Source organism: Nocardiopsis changdeensis (assembly GCF_018316655.1).
GTDB lineage: Bacteria > Actinomycetota > Actinomycetes > Streptosporangiales > Streptosporangiaceae > Nocardiopsis > Nocardiopsis changdeensis.
This window is the reverse complement of record NZ_CP074133.1, coordinates 6,820,035-6,838,405: the sequence shown is the minus strand read 5'-3', so window position 1 is coordinate 6,838,405 and position 18,371 is coordinate 6,820,035. Positions and strand designations below refer to the sequence as shown.

15 protein-coding genes, 1 tRNA gene and 1 pseudogene are annotated in these 18,371 nt (G+C 71.1%); 8 read left to right on the top strand and 9 right to left on the bottom strand.

What is annotated here, in order from left to right; genetic code table 11:
* Positions 1 to 60: 60 nt before the first annotated feature.
* From KGD84_RS30720 to KGD84_RS30685, 8 genes are all read right to left on the bottom strand, one after another.
* Positions 61 to 2,646 (bottom strand): glycoside hydrolase family 9 protein, encoded by a 2,586-nt coding sequence (locus KGD84_RS30720; RefSeq protein ID WP_220563789.1) that lies wholly within the window; start codon positions 2,644 to 2,646, stop codon positions 61 to 63.
* A gap of 102 nt (positions 2,647 to 2,748) precedes the next feature.
* A complete protein-coding gene (locus KGD84_RS30715) occupies positions 2,749 to 3,228 on the bottom strand; it encodes a hypothetical protein (protein ID WP_220563788.1) in 480 nt (159 codons plus the stop codon).
* A 102-nt stretch (positions 3,229 to 3,330) separates the two neighbouring features.
* Positions 3,331 to 4,131 carry a hypothetical protein gene (locus tag KGD84_RS30710; protein ID WP_220563787.1) on the bottom strand — a complete coding sequence of 267 codons (801 nt, stop codon included), beginning with the start codon at positions 4,129 to 4,131 and terminating at the stop codon, positions 3,331 to 3,333.
* A 165-nt stretch (positions 4,132 to 4,296) separates the two neighbouring features.
* The gene (locus tag KGD84_RS30705; RefSeq protein ID WP_220563786.1) at positions 4,297 to 4,740 is read right to left on the bottom strand and encodes a hypothetical protein; all 444 of its coding nucleotides are present in this window, start codon (positions 4,738 to 4,740) and stop codon (positions 4,297 to 4,299) included.
* Positions 4,737 to 5,339 (bottom strand): hypothetical protein, encoded by a 603-nt coding sequence (locus KGD84_RS30700; protein WP_220563785.1) that lies wholly within the window; start codon positions 5,337 to 5,339, stop codon positions 4,737 to 4,739. Before KGD84_RS30700 ends, KGD84_RS30705 begins: the two co-directional genes overlap by 4 nt.
* Before the next feature lie 366 nt (positions 5,340 to 5,705).
* The gene (locus tag KGD84_RS30695) at positions 5,706 to 6,035 is read right to left on the bottom strand and encodes a hypothetical protein (RefSeq protein ID WP_255646902.1); all 330 of its coding nucleotides are present in this window, start codon (positions 6,033 to 6,035) and stop codon (positions 5,706 to 5,708) included.
* 98 nt (positions 6,036 to 6,133) lie between these two features.
* A complete protein-coding gene (locus tag KGD84_RS30690; protein WP_220563784.1) occupies positions 6,134 to 6,691 on the bottom strand; it encodes a hypothetical protein in 558 nt (185 codons plus the stop codon).
* Between the two features lie 73 nt (positions 6,692 to 6,764).
* Positions 6,765 to 7,505, bottom strand: a complete 741-nt coding sequence (locus tag KGD84_RS30685; protein ID WP_220563783.1) for an SDR family oxidoreductase — start codon at positions 7,503 to 7,505, stop codon at positions 6,765 to 6,767.
* A 118-nt stretch (positions 7,506 to 7,623) separates the two neighbouring features.
* Here KGD84_RS30685 and KGD84_RS30680 point away from each other — a divergent pair, with 118 nt between their 5' ends.
* From KGD84_RS30680 to KGD84_RS30660, 5 genes and pseudogenes are all read left to right on the top strand, one after another.
* Positions 7,624 to 8,286 carry a hypothetical protein gene (locus KGD84_RS30680; RefSeq protein ID WP_220563782.1) on the top strand — a complete coding sequence of 221 codons (663 nt, stop codon included), beginning with the start codon at positions 7,624 to 7,626 and terminating at the stop codon, positions 8,284 to 8,286.
* Between the two features lie 173 nt (positions 8,287 to 8,459).
* On the top strand, positions 8,460 to 10,187 hold the full coding sequence (locus KGD84_RS30675) for a tetratricopeptide repeat protein (protein WP_220563781.1): 1,728 nt from the start codon (positions 8,460 to 8,462) through the stop codon (positions 10,185 to 10,187).
* Positions 10,188 to 10,984: 797 nt separating this feature from the next.
* Positions 10,985 to 11,365, top strand: a complete 381-nt coding sequence (locus KGD84_RS30670; protein WP_220563780.1) for a DUF6507 family protein — start codon at positions 10,985 to 10,987, stop codon at positions 11,363 to 11,365.
* Positions 11,366 to 11,424: 59 nt separating this feature from the next.
* Entirely contained in the window at positions 11,425 to 13,827 is a 2,403-nt protein-coding gene (locus tag KGD84_RS30665; protein WP_220563779.1) for a hypothetical protein, read from the top strand.
* A gap of 180 nt (positions 13,828 to 14,007) precedes the next feature.
* Positions 14,008 to 14,106 (top strand): annotated as a pseudogene (locus tag KGD84_RS30660) (IS5/IS1182 family transposase); the annotation flags it as partial.
* 763 nt (positions 14,107 to 14,869) lie between these two features.
* On the opposite strand, the gene KGD84_RS30655 reads toward KGD84_RS30660, so the two are convergent.
* Positions 14,870 to 14,940: transfer RNA gene (locus KGD84_RS30655), tRNA-Gly, on the bottom strand.
* Between the two features lie 150 nt (positions 14,941 to 15,090).
* Here KGD84_RS30655 and dcd point away from each other — a divergent pair.
* From dcd to KGD84_RS30640, 3 genes are all read left to right on the top strand, one after another.
* Complete coding sequence (dcd, locus tag KGD84_RS30650; protein ID WP_220563778.1) at positions 15,091 to 15,672, top strand: dCTP deaminase; 582 nt, start codon at positions 15,091 to 15,093, stop codon at positions 15,670 to 15,672.
* Positions 15,673 to 16,113: 441 nt separating this feature from the next.
* Positions 16,114 to 17,109 (top strand): quaternary amine ABC transporter ATP-binding protein, encoded by a 996-nt coding sequence (locus KGD84_RS30645; RefSeq protein ID WP_220565402.1) that lies wholly within the window; start codon positions 16,114 to 16,116, stop codon positions 17,107 to 17,109.
* Positions 17,106 to 18,338 carry an ABC transporter permease gene (locus KGD84_RS30640; protein WP_220563777.1) on the top strand — a complete coding sequence of 411 codons (1,233 nt, stop codon included), beginning with the start codon at positions 17,106 to 17,108 and terminating at the stop codon, positions 18,336 to 18,338. Before KGD84_RS30645 ends, KGD84_RS30640 begins: the two co-directional genes overlap by 4 nt.
* The last annotated feature ends 33 nt before the right edge of the window (positions 18,339 to 18,371 follow it).

Sequence of the window (18,371 nt, the reverse complement as noted above, 5' to 3'; positions counted from 1 at the left end):
GCGGGTCCCCGCCCCCTCCCGGCCGGCGGTGCGCTCGGGAGTGCGCACCGCCGGGGAGGATCAGCGGCAGACGCTCCCGTTGAGCGTGAAACGCTCGGGTGAGGCGTTCGGTCCGGGTCCGCGCGACCCGGTGAAACCGAAGGTCACCTCGTCGCCCGCGCCGATCTCGGCGTTCCAGTCCAGGGCGTGCGCGGTCACCGCGCGCCCGGACTGCGTCAGGTTGGTGCTCCAGTGCTCGCGCACGGTCTGGGAACCGGGGAAGGACCAGGCCAGGGTCCAGTCGGCCAGCGCCTCACCGCCGGTGTTGCGCACGACCACCTGGGTGGTGGCCCCGCCCTCCCAGGTGCCGTGCACCCGGTAGTCCACCTCGCAGGTGGACTCCGCCGGCGGTGCGGCGTCGCCCTGGTCGGCCGCGAACGCCGACACCCAGGCCAGGGTCGAGTTCCAGTTGATCGTCAGCTCGTTGGTCGCCCACGAGTCGATGTCGTCGATGTGGCAGAACTGCGGTGCGCACCCGTCCAGGTTCGCCTGCGCGATCGGGTCCCAGGTCGCGGTGTCGGAGTTGGGCCCGCCGGAGAGGGTGCCCGGCGGCGGATTGGGCAGGGACGGGTCCAGCTGGTGCGCGTACCAGCGGCTGTGCTGGTTCTCCGTGTACGCCGTTCCGTACCCGGTCACGTAGGAGCTGTTGAGGGCGTTGCGGCCCAGGATGTAGTCCATGCCCTCCAGGACGGCGTCCCGGAACCGGGTGTCGCCGTCGATGTCGTACGCGGTGGCGACCACCACCAGGTTGTTGAGGACCAGGCCGTTGGAGCCCCAGGCGAACACCCCGCTCGCCGGGGCGTACGCCAGGCCGTAGGGGTGGTCGGCCGCGGCGTCCGCGTACTGTTCGGCCCCCTCGACCACGGAGGCGCGCACCGCCTCCCGGTCGGGCAGGCCGTTGGGCACGGTGGCCAGCTGGAGGCGGCCCAGCGGGGCGGTCCACCTCCAGTCGAAGCCGTCGGCCGTGAACACGTCGGCGGTGTGCAGCTCCGACGACGTCACCGCCTCCTCGTACTCCGCGGCGCCGGTGGCCAGGTACAGCTCGGCGGCGGCCCAGTAGAACTCGTCGGCGACCTCGTCGTCGTTGTAGGGCCCGCCGCCCTCGCCACCCACCTCGGCGTAGCGGTCGGGATGGGCCCGGGCGGCGTCCCAGGCGGTCTCGGCCGCCGTCAGGCAGGTGGCGGCGAACTCGGCGTCGTAGGGGGCGAACACCCGCGAGCACTGGGCGGCGGTCGCTGCCAGGTTGAGGGTGGCCGCGGTCGAGGGCGCGTGCAGGTAGCGGGGCTGGGGGTCGGCGGCGGGCATCAGGGGCAGCCCGGTCCAGCGCTCGTCGTGGACCTTGTGGTGCGCCATCCCGGCGAGCTCCTCGCCCGCGGGCACCTGCATGGACAGCAGGAACTCCATCTCCCAGCGCGCCTCGTCGAGGACGTCGGGGACCCCGTTGTCGCGTTCGGGCACGGCCAGGGTGGAGTCGCCGACCCGTTCGGGGTCCCCGGTGGGCGCCGCGTGCGCGCGTTCGTAGACGCTCATCAGCTGGTGCACGGAGATGCCGCCGTTGACCACGTACTTGCCGTGGTCCCCGGCGTCGTACCAGCCGCCGGAGACGTCGAGCGAATAGTCGCAGGGGGTGCTCGGGTGGCAGGTGACCTCGGTGTCGCCGCGGTTGGGCGCGACACCGGCGTGCCCGGCCTCCCGCGCGTACCCGGGGGCGATCCCGTCGAGGATCTCGATGCCGCTGCGCTGGGTGTAGTAGAACTCCAGCGCGTCCGTCGCCAGGGACCGGTAGGGGTCGGCGCCGATCCCGAAGGGGTGGCTCGTCTCCCCGTCGGCGGTCAGGGTGTAGCCCTCGCCGGGGGTGGTGACGTGCCCGAAGCCGATGGTGTGCACGTTCTGCCCGGAGGTGTCGTCCAGGCCGCGGGGAACGGTGTCGCCCGTGGCGACGACGGTGCCGTCGGCGTCGGCCAGGCTCCAGGGCAGCGGATCGGCGGCGTCGGTGACCACGGTGGCGTTCTTGGGGCCCTGCGGCAGGTAGCCGACCTGGTTGACGCGCACGCGGGGGCCGGTGTCGGGCACGTACACGGGGGGCTCGGCCCCGCCGAGCAGGGAGACGTCGTCCAGACACAGGGTCCAGGGGTCGGCGGCTCCGCCGACCTGGAAGGCGACCTGGGCGGCGTCGTGGTCGGCCCCCGCCGTGAACACGTACTCGTACCCGCCCATCTCCGGAGTGAGGACGGGGCGCTCGTCGAGTTCGGTGCGCCAGGGGTCGACCGCTTCCTGGACCAGGGCCCGGACGGGGCGTTCGGCGGTGCCGGAGGCGGTGAAGGAGAAGGTGTAGGACTCGCCCGCGACGAGCGGTACGTCGTTCTGGCCGACGATGACCTCCCACGGGTCGGAGGTGCCGCCGGGCACCTCGACGCACAGGACCTCGTCCTCGGTGACGGTCAGTTCGATCTGGGGCGTGCCCCACCAGCCGGAGGTCCCGTCGGAGAAGTCGCCGTTGACGATCTGCTCCACGGGTTCGTCGTCGGCCAGGGCCGGGGCGGAGGTCAGGGGGAGGGTCAGGAGGGCGGCGGTGCCCAGGACCGCGGGGGTTCTTCGTGGACTCAAGGGGGGTCGTCCTTCCGGGCGGGCCGAGCAGCCGGCCGCGAACGGTCTGGGAGCGCTCCCAGACAAAAGGTACGACCATTGTTGTGTCGCCCGTCACACGTGTCAATGGGGGTTGTCGGAGGGATCTCCGTCCGGGCCGGGAACCGCGCGGTTCCCGGCCCGGGTGGCGGGGGCGCCCCGCCGGTCCGCCGCGCCGGGCGGTGCCAGGGGGCGGCGGCCTCCGGCCGGGCGGGGGCGTGCGAGTGCCCGCGGAGCCGGGCCGACCGGTTCCGCGGGCACCCGGCCGGCCGGCGGCCGCAGGCTCAGCGCGGCGCCCTCGCCGGTCCCCTCGGGGAAGACGTCCGGCGGCTCGGCCAGCGCGTCCCCGCAGGACGAGGAGGACACCGAGGAGATGTGCTCGGCGCTGGACAGCCTCCCGTCGAAACCGTCCATGTCGATCCACTCGCGGACGTAGCCGTCGGGCAGTTCCTCCTGGAACGGGAGCAGGTCGTTCATGCGCTGCGTCGCCGTCAGCTCGACGTTCGAGCAGCCGGTGAGGACGGCGGCCAGGACCGCGGGGACGACGAGGGTTCGGAACCGCATGCGAAGGAGCACCTCTGGGGGTCGGGGCGTGCACCGGCCCCTACGGCGCCCTTCGCGCGCACGCGGTTCCGACGGGTGACCGTCCGGATCCGGCCGCCGCGGTCACTCCTCTTCCCCGGCCTCCCCGGCCGCCCCATCGGCCTCGGGCGCCCCACCGGCCTCGGCGGGGGCCAGGCCGCGCGCCACCACCTGCTCGGTGAGGATGCGGCGCACCTCCTCGGCGTCCCCGGCGTGCCCGGGGTGACCGGTGCGCTCGCTCAGCTCCCGCAGCACCGCCGCGACCACGGAGTCCTCGGTCACCAGACCGGAGAGCGGCGCGGCCTCCACTGCCTCGCGCCACCGGCGCAGGGCGTCCAGCCGCCCGTGGACGACCGCCTCGCGGGTGATGTGGAAGAGCTGGTCCAGGTTGCGGTGGTAGGAGGCCGGGTCGGCCAGGTCCGCGTCGACCACCACGACCGGGCGGACCCCCGAGCCCTCCGGACGCAGGTGGTAGACCCGCCAGGCCCGGCCGTTGGTCAGGAAGACCCACTCCGCGCCCTCCTGGGAGGCCAGGCGGCGGGCCATCTGGATGTTGCGCAGGTCCAGGTCCTGGCCGATCCCCCGCACCTCCACGGGAGCGAACAGCTTCCCGTCCAGGACGATGGCGTAGTCGTTGGACTCCCCGCCCGTCCGGTAGTCGGTGGTGAGGTCGTGGTACTTGCTGAAATTGAGGCCGACGCTGAAGAAGTCGGCGACCAGGAGCCGCGTGTCCCCCTCGTTGGCGTCGCGGTCCGCCAGGTCGGCGATCGGCCCGGCGAAGCGGTCCATGGCCGCGGCGACCCGGCTGCGCACGGACTCCTGCCAGCTCAGGGTGGTGGTGAACTCGCCGGTCCGGCTCATGACCTGGGTTTCTTCAACATCCATGAACATCCGCTCCCGTTCGTGCCGAAAAGCCCCGTCCCACGGCCTTCTCCGGCACGGCGGGGGCGCGGACAGGGGAAGATCCGGCCACGATGCTACAGCCCGCCCACGGCGCGTACCGCCCCGGGAGCGAAGGTCCCGGGGCGGTACGGACGGTTCCGGAGGCCGTCAGCGGGGGCGGCCGTCGAGGATCTCCTCCACGAACGCCCGGTAGCCGCGCAGCGCCACACGGAGGTTCTCGGTGTCGGCGCCGCCCTCCCAGGCGGACCGCAGCTCCGACCGGCGGGCCTCGACGCCCTCGATGAGCGTCCGGACCACCTCCTCGGCCACCAGGTCGGCCTCGCCCACGGCCTTGCCGGGATCGTCTACGAAGCCGTTGACCGCGGCGGCCATGCGCTCGCGTATCTCGTCGCCCCTGGACGGGCCGGACGGGCCGGACGGCCCCCCGCCCCCGTGCCCCCCGTGTCCGGGGTCGGGAGGGGCCGTCCGCGACCTGGCCGCCGGTACGGTGACGGCCTCCACCCCGGTCCCCTCGGGGCGGTCGTGGACCTCCGCCCCGGCTCCCGCGGCGCGGGCGCGCCGGCCCGGTGTGTTCTCCTCGTTCCGCTTCATCGCGCCACCTCCGGGGTCACGGCGTGCGCGGCCGGCCGGACGGCCGCACCGCCCAGCAGGGACTCCAGGAGGCCGCGGTGGGCCACCAGGACCTCGCGCAGGTGCTCGGTGTCGGTCGTGTCCGTGTCGGTACGAACGGTCCGGTGCACGGCGGCGACCTCGTCTCCGTGGTCCGCCGACAGGTCGGCGAGGCGGTACTCGAAGGAGTCGTCGTCGATCCCGGAGGGATCCTCCGGGTAGCCGAGCGCGACGGAGACCTCCGTCAGGAGCCGCCGGGAGCCCCGCAGGGCGCCGGCCGGGTCGTCCACGAACCGCTGCTGGACCGCGAGCCACGCCTCCCGGTACCGGTCCTTCTCCGCGTCCGTGGGACGCCGGACCCGGACCTCCCTGCGCCGGTCCAGCCGCCGGGACAGCTCGCGCTCCGCGGACCTCGTGTCGCCGCTGGTCATGAGCACGTGGTCGTACTCGCCGCCGAACCGCTTGCGCAGCCGGGTGCGGTTGCCCATCGGAACCCTGCCGCTCCCGAGGGAGAGGACCAGGGCGACGGCGAGGACGAGCAGGACCGCCGCGCCGATGATGATGTACGTCGTCGTGTCCACGAGGGTTCACCTCCTATGCCTCATCCCCTGCCCGGGTCCTTTTCCGGGAAACGGCGGACAGGCGTTTCCCGGGCGGGCGGAGCCGCGTTCTCCCAAGTGAAAGCCCGGAAAAAAATATCGCGGGCCCGGGAGCGCCGGCACGTGCTTTCGGCGTCCCCGGGCCCGCGGCACGGACCGGCTGTGACGGGCCGTCGCCCCGGGGAAGGGAAGGTGTTCCGCCGGGGTCTCCGCTCCGGCTTCGGTGCGATCGAAGCGGTATTCACCGTGCCCGCAGGGGCCGTTTACTCGAGGTCCGGGCGAGGTGTTCCAAAAACGCGCACAGGTCGCTTTTTCGCAGTTCGGGCGGGCTTTTTGTGCGGGCAGATGTTATCTGCCCGTGATCAGGCTCTGGACGAAGGAGCGGTAGGAGCGCAGCGCCAGCCGGAGGGTCTCGGTGTCGGCGTCCTCGTCCCACGCCGCGCGCAGCGCCGCCCGCCGGGACTCGATCTCGGCGACCAGGGCGTCGGCCACCTCCGACGCCAGCGCGTCCGCCTCGGCCACCGCGCCGCGGGGGTCGTCCACGAACCCGGTGACCGCGCCGCCCATCCGGTCCCGGGCCGACCCCGGGTTCACCCCGCGCGGCCGGGGCCGCCAGCCGTCCTCCGCGGTGGGCCCGCCGCCGCGCGCCGGTGCCGCCTCGCCGGTCTCCTCAGCCACCGTGTCCGCCTTCCGTCGTGCCGCGGCGCGCGCCGTCCGCGCGCCCCCCTCGTGTGCGCGCAGGGTCCAGCGCACCCGGCCTGCCGCTTCGGAATGGTTCACCGCTGCGCCTCCGATCCGCGTACACCGGTCCCGCCCAGCAGGGCCTCCACGAGCCGCCGGTGGGCCACCAGCAGCTCGCGCAGGTGCTCGGTGCCCTCGGTGCCGTCCCCCCGGACCCGGTGCACCTCGGCGACCTCCGCCGGATGGTCCACCGACAGGGTCCCCAGCAGGCGCTCGAACTCCTCCCCGGGCGGGTGCCCCAGGTCGAGGGCGATCGCCGCGATGACCGCCCGCGCGTCCCGCACCGAGCGCTCGGGGTCGTCGACGAACCCCTGCTGCACCGCCACCCAGGAGCGCGCGTGGTCGTCGCGCAGCTCGTCGGGGATGGCGCGCGGTCTCAGGGAGGAGCGGCGCGACAGCCGCTCGGAGAGGTCGCGCTCGGCGTCCGCGGTGTTCCCGTGCAGGTGCAGGGCGTGGTCGTACTCCGCGCCGAAGCGCCGTCTGAGCCGGGCCGTGCGGCGCGCCGGGAGGATCGCGGAACGGAGGGCGATCCCGGCGCCCAGGGCCGCCACGATCACCACCAGGACGAGGATGACTAGGGGCGTCGTCTCCACGGGGGGCAACCTCCTGTGCAGAGAACCCTTGCCCCGGGGTCCCCCGGCGAAACCCGGGCGGCCGGAGGCGGCCTCACCTGCCGCCGGCCACCCGCAGCACCGTTCCGCTCGCGTAGGAGGCCTCGGGGGACAGCAGCCAGGCGATCGCGTCGGCGATCTCCCCGGGACGCCCCGCACGTCGCAGCGGGATCGTCGCCGCCGCCCGGGCGGGGCGGCCGGGGTCGCCCATGGCGGCGTGCATGTCGGTCTCGATCACCCCGGGGGCGACCGCGTTGACCCGGATTCCGGACGGTCCCAACTCCTTGGAGAGGCCGACCGTCATGGCGTCCACCGCCGCCTTGGTCGCCGCGTAGTGGACGTACTCGTCCGGGCTGCCCAGGGTGGCTGCGGCCGAGGAGACGTTGACGATCGCACCCGACCCCCGGCTCCCCATGTCCCGTGCCGCCCGGCGGCAGCACAGCAGGTAGCCGAGCACGTTGACGTCGACCACCCGCCTGAGGACCGCGGTGTCGGCGTCGGCGAACCGGCCCAGCGGCCCGGTCACCGCGGCGTTGTTGACCAGGCCCGTCACCGGACCCAGTGCCTCCGCCGTGTCGAACAGCCGGTCGACGTCGGCCTCGACGGAGGTGTCCATGCGCACCGCCGCGCACCGGGCCCCGGTCGCGCGCACCTGCTCGGCGGTCCGCTCCGCGGCCCCGGTGTCCGAGGCGTAGCCGAACACGATGTCGTGCCCGTCGCCGGCCAGCCGCACACAGGTGGCGGCACCGATGCCCCGGCCGCCGCCGGTGACCACGGTGAGAGGTCGCGTCGTCATGGGTCCCCTTCCCCGGGGCGGGCGCCGGGCCCCTCGCCCGGAGCCGGCGCCCCACCGGGATCCATGGTCCCACCAGCGGGTACGCGTGATCGACGGAGGGGGCGACTAGGGTGCCGCCATGAACTCCGACACCCCCCGGGGCCCCGCGGGCCTGGCCGGGACCCCCCTCACCTTCGACACCGCCGGCCACCGCCAGGTCCAGGAGAACGCCTGGGTCGACGCCACGGGCGACGCGGTCATCCTCGACTTCTTCGGCCTGGTCCCCGACCTGCCCGCCTCCCTGGAGGACCTCGACGACCTGCGCGCCCGGACCAGCGCCCACGTCGCGGGGTCGGGGATGGGCCTGGTCGAACTGGACACCGTCACCCTGGACGGCATGCCCGCCATCCGCCAGGTGGTCAAGGGCAGGGACCCCCGCCGGGAGACGGGGATGGCCTACATCGGCTCGTACACGATCCCGCGGGACCGGTGCAGCACGGTGGTCCGGGTGCAGTGCTTCGAGGGGCCGGTGACCGGCATCCGGGAGGCGTCCCTCTTCCCCGCGTTCCTCGACCGCCACCAGGGGGACGTGCAGGGGGCGATGGCCGCCTGGGCCCGGCACCCCTACACCGAGGGCGTCACCGGCGGCACCCCGCGCAACCAGGCCGAGGACCCGGTGTGGGACGACCGCTTCCCGGACCACCCGCTCTCCCGCGCCCGCCGCCTCCTCGGCGTGCTCGCGCAGTCCCTGCGGGTCGACCCGGCCTTCCGCGCCCTGCCCCCGTTCCGCCACACGCCCTGACCGCCCGTCCGGCGCCGTCCCGCATCGCTCCCTCCTCATGTGACACCGGGCCCTGCGCGTCCTCGGGCACACCGCCTTCACCGCACCGGTGAAAGCCCCGGACCGGCCTAGAGGGGTGGATACGTGGTGCTCGCGAGACGAGAGAGGTCGTCAGGGTGGGGAGAGCAGAACCGGTGGCGGCACCGGGCCCATGGCTGGTGGCGGCGGTGCTCCTGCTGCTGTCGGGGGCGGCGGTGTTCCTGCGTACGGTCGAGGCGGCCTGGTTCGCGCCACCCGACTGGTGGGCCGCGTTCGCCCTTCCGGCGGGAGCGGCCCTGGCGGTCCGGGGCACGGTGCTGCTCCGGCGGTCGCAGGCCTGGCGTCGGCGGCTTCCCGCCCGGGAGGAGATCCGGGTCTCCTGTGACACCGGGCCCGGCGGGCGCCTGCCGACGGTGGGGAGGCGGACGGATCCGCTGACCTGGGGCGTGGCCCCCGCGGCGGCCGACGCCCGGGGCGGGTCGTCCCTGCCCCCCTACGTGCCGCGCGCCGCGGACGTGCGGCTCCGCGCCGCCGTTCAGGCGCAGAGATTCGTCTTCTTGGCGGGGGATTCGGCCGTGGGCAAGACCCGCAGCGCCCACGAGGCGGTCCGGCACCTGACCGACCACGTCCTGATCGCCCCGCGCCCGGGCGCGCGCGTGGCCCCCGCACTCCAGGCGGCGGCCGCCCACCCCCGGTGTGTGCTGTGGCTGGACGACCTGCACCGATGGGCCTCCGACCCGCACCTGACCGCGCAGAACGTCGGTGACCTCCTCGGCGGGCAGGGGCGGGGCACGCACCGCGTCGTGGTGGCGACCCTGCGGGACACCGAGAAGAAGAGGCTGCTCGACGGTGGCGATGCCGAGCGGTGGAGGCTGCTCCTGCGTCGCGCGGTCGAGATCCGTGTCGACCGGGCGCTGACGGACGGCGAACGGAAGCGGGCGGAGCGGTTCCGTTCGGACGAGCGGATCGCGCACGCGCTGGACCGGCGCGGCGTGCACGGGTTCGCGCCGCTCCTGGCCCGCGCCCCGGAGTTGCTCGCCGAAGTGAACGGCGCCGGGGATCCGTCCGCGGCGGGGGACGCCGCTCACGCCCTCTCCCCGGCCTCCCAGGGGGCGCTCCTGGTGGCCGCGGCGGTGACGGTCCGCCGCTGCGGGGCGGTGGGGCCGATTCCGCGGGCGCTGGTGGAACGGCTCCACGTCCGGCTGTCGGAAGAGGCGGGAAGCGGGGACCGGCGTCCGGAGGCATCGGACCGGGCCTGGGAATGGGCCACGGCGCCGCGGGCGGGAGCGACGCGGCTGCTGACACCGGTCGGCGCGGACCATGTCGAGGTCTTCGACCACCTGGTGGACGAGGCCCTGAAGCGGACCCTGCCGGGCGAGCGGGTTCCGGACGCCCTGTTCGACGAGGTCCTGGAGGGGGTCTCGGCGGAGGACGCCATGGTGCTGGGGTGGGAGGCGCTCGGATTCGGGCGGGACGGGGCGGCGGTGGCCGGCATGCGCAGGTCGGTCCGGCTGGGGGCGGCGGAGCGGGGACCCGACCATCCGGACACCCTGGAGACCCGGCACCGTCTGGCGCGGACCCTGATGACCATGGGCGAACCGGACGCCTCCCTGGCGGAGTACCGCGAAGTCGCGGCGGGATACCGGCGCCTGCGCGGAAAGCACCATCCGGCGACCCTGCGGAGCCGGCACCATCTGGCGTTCGCGTTGCTGTGGGCCGACCGGCTGGAGGAGGCGGAGGCGGAGCAGCGATCGGTGGCGCAGACCATGCTCTGGGTGCTGGGCCCCCAGGCCCCGGAGATCGAGGAGGTACGGCAGCGCCTGTCCGTGCTCGAGCGCCGCATTCGCGAGACCCGGGAACTGAACGCCGAACTGGACTGGTGAGCCCCTGCGGCTCCCGACAGGCCTGCGGCACGGCCCCCGGCACCCGCCCGGGGAAAGCGGAACGGCCGGGTGGTTCGGAAAATCCGAACCACCCGGCCGTTCTCGTCATGGAGCGGATGACGGGAATCGAACCACCCCACCATCAGCCCTTCCACGTGCGCTGACCCGAGAACCCCCAGGTCGCTCCGTTGCCCGATAGCCCCCTGCACCACACCCCGTGCACCCTCACGGGTGCACCAGGGCGGCGAAGTCCTCACGTCTCGTCCGGAAGCGCACAACCCCGGTTCCGGGTGGTCGGCCAGGCCACAGGGATTCGGACAGGCGGCCGGGTTCCATGGCATCACGAGGGGACTGCCGTGCGCATATCCCGGCTCACCCTCTGTCCCTACCGTTCGGCATAATGCGCCCGAAGACACAATGGAAACCGCTTATCGATGCGAGGTGCGCAGAAGAGGTGAACGAGTGAAGTCCAACCTGGTGGAACGGGGTTCCAAGGGTGGGGAGGTGACCATTCGGGTCGCCCGCCCCAGGCCGAGGGGCGTGTCTCCCGTATGCCGGGACCAGGGGTTTCCGAGGCTCGCCCAAGTAGGGCGAAGCGGGTGGCTCAAGGGCGGAGACGCCTTCCTGAACAAGCGCCTGAGCAGGACTTTCAGGAAGTTTCGCTCGGCTCCGCTCCTTCTCGAGGCGAAGCTCGTCCGCGCACAACAGGAAATGGCCGGAATCGGCCACACCGATGACGGCGAATCATCCGAAGGGTCGTACGCAGAGCGGTTCTCCAGGACAGGAGAAGGGATTCGATGAGCGCTTGGAATATCGATCCAGTGCAGGTCGGCGGTGTTCTGGAGGCGACCCTGGGACATCTGGGCGATGAGGAGGGAGGTTCCGGACTGACCCGGGAGCTGTCCCAACTGGAGACCCATCTGGGCAACGCCGTCGAGGAGTGCGGCAGCGGCATCGTCGCCGATGCGCTGGGCCGGTTCGCCGAACACTACTTCGGGATTCTCGGCGGTATGGCGGAGACGACCCTGAGGGCCGTCGGCGGCGCCTACGAGGCCACCAACCACTACATCGAAGGCAACTTGGAGATGGCCGCCGAAGCCCAGCTCAACGCCGCCAGGGAACCGGCCACCGAGATCACCCCTGCCGCGGGGTCGGGCCAGCAGCCCCAGTACCGCTGACCCCGCCCACACCCTCCCCGCGCCTCCCCCTGCCCCCCACACTCCCGGAGCGGTGACCTGTGAGCACAGCCCCTTTCGATCCGAGCACCTTCTTCGTCCCCGGCACCGACCCGGACCGCCTGGAGTACACCGCCGACGACCTCAAGGGCGACGGCGCCGACATCGCCGAGGGCGCGGCCGACATCCACACCGCCTGGGGCGGGCTGGCCTCCTGCTACTCCGCACCGGAGGCCGAGATGCTCTTCTCGGCGGTGGACTCGGTCCCCGACGACGCCGGGGAGGTGGACGGCGCCTTGGGCACGGCGGCCACGGCGTTGACCACCTTCGCCGAGAAGGCCCGCGAACTCCGGAGAGAGGCATGGGCCCTCCAGGGCGACGCGCGCCGCTTCAACGCCCGGGTCGCCGACGACGAGGACTGGGCCAAGGGCACGCTCCTCGGCGGTGAGAGCGAGGAGTACCAGGAGTACACGCGGATCAACTCCGAGAAGATCCGCATCCAGAACGACTTCATGGCCGCCGAGGCGGAGTGCGCCAACGCCATCATCGGGTTGTTCAGCGCGCGCCGGTACACGGCGGTGAACCCGGACGGCTCCACCCGGCTGAGCGGTGGGGAGATCGCCTACGGCTTCACCGAGATCACCGAGGAGCTGGAGAACGCCTGGGGCGGACCGGGGATCGGCGTCGACCACTACTGGTTCTGGGACGTCCAGCACGCCGTCTGGGACTTCGGCGGCGGAATCCTGGAGAACGCCGGCGGCATGGTCGGGATGCACGGTGCCGGGGGTTGGGACTTCGAGTGGAGCACCAACCTGGACGCCCACTGGTGGGGTGTGGTCGAGGGCGCGGGCGCCATGGTGGGGCTGTACGACGCCGAGATCGACCACTGGGGGTTCCAGAGCTGGGAGCGCAGCCGGGAGATCGCCTGGGACTCGGCGGTGGAGGCGGCCCACGCGGTGGTGCCGTGGCGGGAGTGGGAGGAACGACCCGCGTACGTCATCACGACCGCGCTGCTCAACGTCGGCACGATCGTGGCGGGCGCGGCGCTGACCTCGACCGGCGTGGGGGCGGCGGTGGGCGTGCCGCTGCTGGCCTACAAGGGGCTGAAGATCCTGGACGGGGTCGGCGGCGTCCCCCGCGGGCTGACCGACGCGCTGCAGAACCTGGTCGACAGCGCAGCGTCCGGCCGGCAAGGCAGTGGTTCCGGTGGACTCACCCCCGTCATCTCCCTGACCGATGACACATTGCGGGCCCTGGGGGTCGACCCCCAGCGGCTGCGCACACTCCTGACCGGCTTGGAGGCACTGCGCGACTCGCACACCGGCTCCCCCTCGGGAGACGGCGCCGCCGATGCCGAGCGGCCCGCCGACCCGACCGCCGCCGAGCTGGCCGCGGGCCAGGAGTTCCTCGACGGTATCGATCCGGGATCCCGCCGGGAGCTGGAGGAGGGCCTGCGCGGCGCGGAGGATGCGTGGGTGGCTTCCCAGGTTCCCGACAATGCGTCCACGGCTTATGACCAGCGGGTCAAGGTCAACAGCGGGGGTGTTGAGTTCACCGCTCGCGACGAGATAACCGTCGCCACAAGTGGACAAGGACTGCCTGGAACCCCGGTCCGTAATCCCTTCGAGGACGATCTCGTTTCAGGAGGAACCCACGACAACATACCCGGTCGAGCTAACGAAAGGCCGTATGTCGTCGAGAACCACCACTTTTCCCGTCCTGGGGATAGCGTTACCATTCGGCTTGCTGATAACACTATCATCGAAATAAATGAAGCAGACGGATCGGGCCATGAAGGAACCGAGGCAGATGCAAGGGAGGATTCCTCCTCAAGCCATGAGGGTCTTCCGGAATCCCTGGATTCCAGAGATGACCTCCCCCACTCCATCAGTCAATCCATACCTCCGCATATTTTGCAGGAGATTCAAGCCGCCATCAACCTCGTCGGAGGAGTTCACAGATTCCCTGACTCGATGGCGGTAATAAAATTCGAGGCGGGAAACCTCCCGGCGGGAGTATTCGGGAGATTTGAGCCGGGAAGTCAGACGATTCTTTTCGACGCCAATTCTTCCCATCTTCGAGAAACTTTTGTCCATGAGATCGGCCACGCAGTCGACCAGGCTGGGAGTACGGCGACGCGCTTGGGTCTCGCGTCAAACGCAATGCCGCTTGAACCGGCTATGAGAAACCTGCTGCACCTGGCGAGGTCCTCTCCGGAGCTTCTAGATCTGAAAAGGGCTCCGAAAACGCAGTTCTATATGTATCTTTCGACCAATGCGGAGATATTTGCTCGAATTTACTCTCAGTGGATCACGGAAAAAACCGGAGACTCGGTGCTTCGGGAAAAACTCGAACTCAATCTCTCCCTCCCTGGCATTGACAAAAACAGGCAATGGGTGGATAATAACTTCGCACCCCTTCGGGATGCAATGGAAAATCTATTTGGGGAGTGGGGGTTGCTGTGATCGTTCCCGTGAAGGACCCGGAAAATTACACCTATGAAGAGCTCGTTGCCATGTACTTGGAGCTCGGGTTCAGTCAAGAGGATTCTGAAATCTTCTCTTACATTCTCAAGAACCCCGTTCCCGAAGGTTTCGAGATAAACTAGCCCGAGCTGAAGGTGTGATCTCGGTCGAGCGAACCATGCCTGGCCGGCCGGATGTCGCCGCCTGCATTGCCGCTATGAGCGTCGGGCCGACCGCTTCCCGGCCTTCGTCGGCATCGCCTGCACGCTGATCTGCTAACGGACCCACCAAGTGAGATGAGCTCTTGAAGCCCTCGCTGTTGTGCGGGTTGATGGGCGTTCGCGGATCGGGAACCTCGGCCTGGAGGTGGTTGACCCATTCGGCGGACGTGCTCAGGGGGCGGCACGCCCTTCTCGCGGAGGTTCGCGGTGCCGAAGGAGGGGCTCAGGTGCCGTTCGAGGTTGCGGTGGTAGTCGGCCCGGGTACGCTCCTCGATCCCGGAGAGGGAGTCGATGCGCCCGCGGGCAAAAGCTGCGAGCAGGACGGGTTCGGTGTCGGGTTCCGGGGTGGTCTTCACCTACCCGCGGCCAGAAGGCAGCCCCCGGCCCAGCCCTGGTGGGCATCCGGTTCTCGGGCCAGTGCTGTCCGGCCGCCTCGACGTGGAGTTTGAAGGTGCGGGCGTCGGCGCGGGTGACGAAGGGTTCGGACTGGGGCGTGCCGTCGCGGGTGCCGCCGAGCGGCCATTCGTCCCGGTAACGGGACCTGCTACCGGCGAGTCGCGCTGGTCGATGGTCGCCATGGTGCAGGCCGTCGCTCGGGTGGCGGCCGGATCAAAGCGAATCCGCTGAAGATCTCCGGAGATCTTTGGTGCCGAGTACCGAGGGGCACGTGTGTTCGGGGGCCTCGCGGCCATGGATGACGGGAGCGGGGCACGTCACGTGACGCTGGCCGTCGGTCCGTGTGCCTCCGGCACACCCCCAACGCGAAGACGGCCCCTGGGGTGCGAAGGGTCTTCGCTGTCCAGGGGCCGTCTTTCGAACGGAGCGGATGACGGGAATCGAACCCGCGCTATCAGCTTGGGAAGCTGAAGTTCTGCCATTGAACTACATCCGCGTGTGCCCGCCGCCTCAACGGCCGGTCAACCGTTGCCATCCTAGCCCATTCCCGGGGTCCGACGGCAAGTCGGCGCCGGGATCCCGTGTCGGGCGTCCCTGTTCGGCCGGTGTCCGCCCTGGTGCTTCCGCCAGGCGGTAGGTTCGGAGCGTGTTGCTCTCCGATCGCGATATCAGGTCCGAAATCGATTCCGGGCGGGTCCGGATCGACCCCTTCGACCCCGGCCTGGTCCAGCCGTCCAGCATCGACGTGCGCCTGGACCGGTTCTTCCGGGTCTTCGAGAACCACAGGTACCCGCACATCGACCCCTCCGTCGAGCAGCCGGACCTGACCCGGTTGGTGGAGACCGACCCCGACGAGGCCTTCATCCTCCACCCCGGGGAGTTCGTTCTGGCGTCCACCTACGAGGTGGTGACGCTGCCCGACGACATCGCCAGCCGGCTGGAGGGCAAGAGCTCGCTCGGGCGGCTGGGGTTGCTGACCCACTCCACGGCCGGGTTCATCGACCCGGGCTTCTCCGGGCACGTGACCCTGGAGCTGTCCAACGTCGCGACGCTGCCGATCAAGCTGTACCCCGGCATGAAGATCGGCCAGCTGTGCATGTTCCGGCTGACCTCGCCGGCCGAGCGCCCCTACGGCTCCGCGGAGTACGGCTCGCGCTACCAGGGGCAGCGCGGCCCGACGCCGTCGCGTTCGCACCTGAAGTTCACCCGTACGCGCATCGAGTCCTGACCCGGCACCCCGGCTCTTCCGGGCCGGGGTCTGGCGCGCCCGGCGTCGTGACGGTAGGTTGCGGAGCTGGCACATACCGTCGTATGGCGCTCCTGTCACGCATATGTGACCGGCATCACGTTAAGAACGTGCGTGGTATAGATCACATATCGCTGTCCTGCGACGATGCAAACCCCCGGCATGGTCGGCGGACCGTTTTTATGTCGTTTAAACATGTTATCTGCTGGTTACCAACCGTCTGATCTGTGGCTACGCATCTCGGTAACGTTGCCCCCCGACGTGAACCAGGTGCTGGTCCGAACCCCGCAAGGGGCGCGCACCGGGGGGCCCTGCGCGGACCGGCTGCCTGTCGAGTCCGCGGGCGGCGATCGGGGAAGCCGGTCTGCTCCGCGGCGGGACAGCCCCGTAGAGGAGACCGTGCCAGCAGTACGCGCAGACCACTTGTACAAGGTGTTCGGTAGACAGGCCGGAGCCGCCGTCGAGCGGCTCGCCGACGGCAGTCACCGCGACACCATCGCCGACCTCGACGTGACCGCCGCGGTCATCGACGTCTCCTTCGACGTCGAGCCGGGCGAGATCTTCGTCGTCATGGGCCTGTCCGGTTCGGGCAAGTCCACACTCATCCGCATGCTCAACGGCCTGCTGGAGCCCACCTCGGGATCGGTGGAGGTCGACGGCGTCGACATCACGGCCCTGGGCAAGAAGGAGCTCCTGAAGCTGCGCGGCCAGAAGATCAGCATGGTCTTCCAGCACTTCGCCCTGCTGCCGCACCGGACGGTGCTGGAGAACGCCGCCTACGGCCTGGAACTGCGCGGCGAGCCCCGCGCCGAGCGGGCCGCCCGCGCCGCCGAGACCCTGGAACTGGTCGGCCTGGCCGGCTGGGAGGACAAGTTCCCGCACCAGCTCTCGGGCGGCATGCAGCAGCGCGTCGGCCTGGCCCGCGCCCTGGCGGCGGACACCGACATCATCCTGATGGACGAGGCGTTCAGCGCCCTCGACCCGCTGATCCGGCGGGACATGCAGACCCAGCTCCTGGAACTCCAGGAGTCGCTGGGCAAGACCATCATCTTCATCACCCACGACCTCAACGAGGCCATGCGCCTGGGCGACCGCATCTGCGTGCTCCGGGACGGCCGGGTCGCCCAGATCGGCACCGCGCAGGAGATCCTCAACGAGCCCGCCAACGACTACGTCGAGCGGTTCACCGAGGACGTCGACCGCACCCGCGTGCTGACCGCCGCCTCGGCCCTGGACACCGGGGCCACCGCGGGCGCGGGCGCGCCGACGGTCGCGGCCGACACCCCGATCGCCGACCTGTACACCGACATGGCCGAATCCGAGCTCGTCCGCGTGGTCGACGAGGACGGCAGCGTGCTGGGCACCGCCTCACGCACGTCCGTGCTCGCCGCCCTCGCGTCGGGGAGGGAGCGGCCGTGACCCCCGTCGACTTCCCGCCCGCCCTGCCCGTCGGTGAGGGGTTCGAGGCGTTCAACAACTGGCTCAAGGCCCACTTCGGCCCGGCCTTCGACGCCATCGGCGAGTTCATCCGCTGGGCCGTGTCCGTCCTGTCGGGCTTCTTCTCCGACCCGGCGGCCGCCCAGCTCACCTTCATCGCCGCGGTGATCATCGCGGTCCCGCTGCTGCGCTCGCACCGCGGCCCGCTGGCGGTGACCGTCGGCGCCGTCTCGGTGCTCTACATCCTCCAGGCGTGGACCGGCCTGGTGGACACGGTCGTCAACAGCCTGCCGCCCTTCCTGTTCCTGTGGGCGATGAACCTGTTCGACCAGTACGTCGACTCCTACTTCATCGTCTCGCTGCTGTTCCTGGCGGCGGTCACGGTGATGGGGGCGCTGAACGCGGCCTCGCGCAAGCGCACCGCGGTCGTGGCCGGCGGCTGGCTGGCCGTGGTCCTCCTGGGCTGGCTGCTGCTGCCCATGCTCGTCACCGAGCCCAAGTCCCTGCTGATGATCCTCCTGCTGAGCCTGCTCGCCTACTCGGTGGCGGGCTGGAGGATGGGCGTGTTCGCACTGGTCGCGCTGTCCCTGGTGGCCTCGGTCGGCCAGTGGGACAACGCGATGGACACCCTGGGCCTGGTCCTGGTGGCCAGCGCCATCGCGGTGGCCATCGCCATCCCGATCGGCGTCCTGGCCGCCTACAACGACCTGGTCAGCAAGATCGTCAAGCCGGTCCTGGACCTGATGCAGACGCTGCCCGCGTTCGTGTACCTGATCCCGGCGATCTTCTTCTTCTCCATCGGCGCGGTCCCCGGCGTGGTCGCGACCATCGTGTTCGCGATGCCCCCGGGCGTGCGCCTCACGGAGCTGGGCATCCGCCAGATCGACAGGGAGCTGGTGGAGGCGGGCGAGGCGTTCGGCGCACCGGGCCGCAAGATCCTCACCGGCATCCAGCTGCCCCTGGCCCTGCCGACCATCATGGCCGGCGTCAACCAGGTCATCATGCTGGGCCTGTCCATGGTCGTCATCGCGGGCATGGTCGGCGCCGGCGGCCTGGGCAGCCAGGTCTACCAGGGCATCAGCCGCAACGACGGCGCACTCGGCTTCGAGGCCGGTATCGCCGTCGTCGTCCTCGCCATCTTCCTGGACCGCCTCACCGCGGCGGTCACCCGCAAGAGCCCGCAGGGGCGCGCCGCCGTCTCCTCGGCCTGAGCGCACCCCGACCCGGCGGGCCGGTCGCACACG